Raw genomic sequence first — 2199 nt, 5'->3', positions numbered from 1 at the left:
CTGCACGAGCGTCCACACGACTGTGACCGTGAGGTACAGCGCAGCCGCGAGGGGCACGAAGGCCGCGAACACCGCCGTCAGGTAGTGCAGGGACGACATCACGCGCAGCATCGTCGGGGAGTTCAGCGGCGAATCGTCGCCCTCGACCGGCGTCGGGCGGAACACCCGGCGGGTGACCTCGGCGACCGCGATCATGATGGCGAGCAGCACCCCGAACACCAGGAACGTGGCCGGCGTGGCCGTGCCGTCGAACAGCGCCGAGACCAGGCTCGTGCCCAGCGGAGCGCCGAACAGGTCATGAGAGAGCAGCTCGTTCGGATGCCCGGCGATCTCCGGCCGGAGGAACAGCGTGTAGAGGATGCCGACGACGGGGGCCTGCGCCAGCACCGGGAGCATCCCCGCGAACGGCGAGGTGTTCTCGGCCTTGTACAGCGCCATCATCTCCTTCTGCAGGCGCTCGGGGTTCTTCTTGTGGCGGCGCTGCAGCTCGCGCAGCTTCGGGGCGAGGCGTGCCCTGGTCTGCTCGGCTTTGGCCTGCGAGATGCCGACGGGGATGAGCAGCGCGCGCACCAGCAGAGTGACGAGCACGACCGCGAGGGCGGCGGCCGATGCTCCGGCGATCGGGGTCAGGAGGTCGGAGAGCCCGGTCAGCGCGCCGTAGGCGGCGTCGAGGAGGGCGGCGAGTGGGGGGAAGGCAAAGGGGTCCATGGAAGTGTCCGTTCGTGGCGTCGGGAAGGGTCGGCGAAAGCCGCGCGATCCCGTCGTGTGGACGGACTACGCGGCGGTCGCGACTCCCGGCGCCCGCGGGCGCGGATGCCCGGCGGCGTCAGGATCGCTCTGCGTGAGCAGGGTTCCGACGTCGATCGCCCGCAGCGGATGCGGTGCGTCGGAGGTGGCCTCGGGGCGCACGCTCAGCACGATCGCGAGCGTCAGCGCCGTGACGGCGAGCAGTGCGATGGCGAGACCGAGGGCCGCGGCATCCGGCATCGAGACGAGTCCGAGTGCGGTCGCGACGAAGCTCAGCATCTGCCCGAACCACTCGCTCATGCGCACTCCTCTCTGCAGCCGAGGGTAGCACCGGGGACCGCGAGACCGGCCGTCACGGTCGACCGTCTCCCTCCGCTGCGGGCGTAACGTCGAAGCATGAGTGACCTTCGCGCCCTGCTCGGGATCGAGCATCCGATCATCCTCGGCCCGTTCGGCGGGCTCTCCTCGACCGCACTCACCGCCGCGGTGAGCGACGCCGGCGGGCTCGGTTCGTTCGGCCTGTACGGCTACGACGGTGACCGCATCCGCGCGACCGGGGTCGAGCTGCGGGCGGCGACCGACCGGCCGTTCGCGGTGAACATCTGGATCCCCACGGGCGATGAGGTCGAGCCGAACCCGCAGCACACGATCTTCGCGCAGGCGCTACAGCCGTTCTACGAGGCGGTCGGTATCGAGGTGCCCGCCCGACCGGAGCGGTACAACCCGCCTCTGGAGGAGCAGCTCGAGGCGGTCTGGGAGATCGCGCCCGCGGTGCTCAGCGTGGTGTTCGGCGTGCCTTCCGCGTCTGTGGTCGAGGAGGCTCACCGCCGCGGCATCCGGCTCGTGGGGACCGCGACCACCGTGGCCGAAGCGGTCGCCCTCGCCGAGGCGGGCGTGGATGCCGTCGTCGCCACCGGAGCGGAGGCCGGGGGCCACCGGGTGTCGTTCCTGCGCCCGGCGGAGGAGTCGCTGGTCGGGACGTTCGCGCTGGTCCCGCAGGTCGTCGACGCGGTCAGAGTGCCCGTGATCGCGGCGGGTGGGATCGCCGATCGGCGTGGGGTGGCTGCGGCGTTCGCGCTGGGCGCCTCCGGCGTGCAGGTGGGGACGGGCTTCCTCGCCACCGCCGAGTCTGCAGCGAACGACGCCCACCGCGACGCGATCCGCTCCACCGCGGCCGACGAGACCGTGCTCACCCGGGCCATGAGCGGACGGCTGGCTCGCGGGGCGCGCAACCGCGTCGTGCGGGCGATCGAGGCGAGCGGCACGATCGCTCCGTTCCCGATGCAGAACTGGCTCACCGGGCGGTTCCGCACGGCGGCCGGACAGCAGAACCTGGGCGCGCTGCAGTCGCTGTGGATGGGGCAGGCCGCCCCGCTCGTGCGCCATGACACCGCCGCCGAGGTGTTCGCCGAGCTGGCGGCGGGGGTTCCGGCGGGCCGGGCTGGGCGGGCC

General features: G+C 72.3%; 3 protein-coding genes. 1 reads left to right on the top strand and 2 read right to left on the bottom strand.

The genetic code is table 11. The annotated features are described in order from the left end of the window. Together ACNPM4_RS04180 and ACNPM4_RS04175 are read right to left on the bottom strand one after the other, a co-directional pair. The coding region (locus ACNPM4_RS04180) for a YidC/Oxa1 family membrane protein insertase (RefSeq protein ID WP_448984793.1) at window positions 1-708 on the bottom strand (708 nt) is incomplete at its 3' end. 66 nt (window positions 709-774) lie between these two features. Then, window positions 775-1047, bottom strand: coding sequence for a DUF6412 domain-containing protein (locus ACNPM4_RS04175; RefSeq protein WP_029261361.1), 273 nt, complete (start codon window positions 1045-1047; stop codon window positions 775-777). Window positions 1048-1143: 96 nt separating this feature from the next. Here ACNPM4_RS04175 and ACNPM4_RS04170 point away from each other — a divergent pair. Then, on the top strand, window positions 1144-2199 hold a 1056-nt coding region (locus ACNPM4_RS04170; RefSeq protein ID WP_448984792.1), incomplete at its 3' end, for an NAD(P)H-dependent flavin oxidoreductase.

This window comes from Microbacterium umsixpiens, from assembly GCF_053543675.1.
The sequence above is the reverse complement of the archived record's forward strand: the minus strand, read 5'-3'. Positions and strand labels throughout refer to the sequence as shown.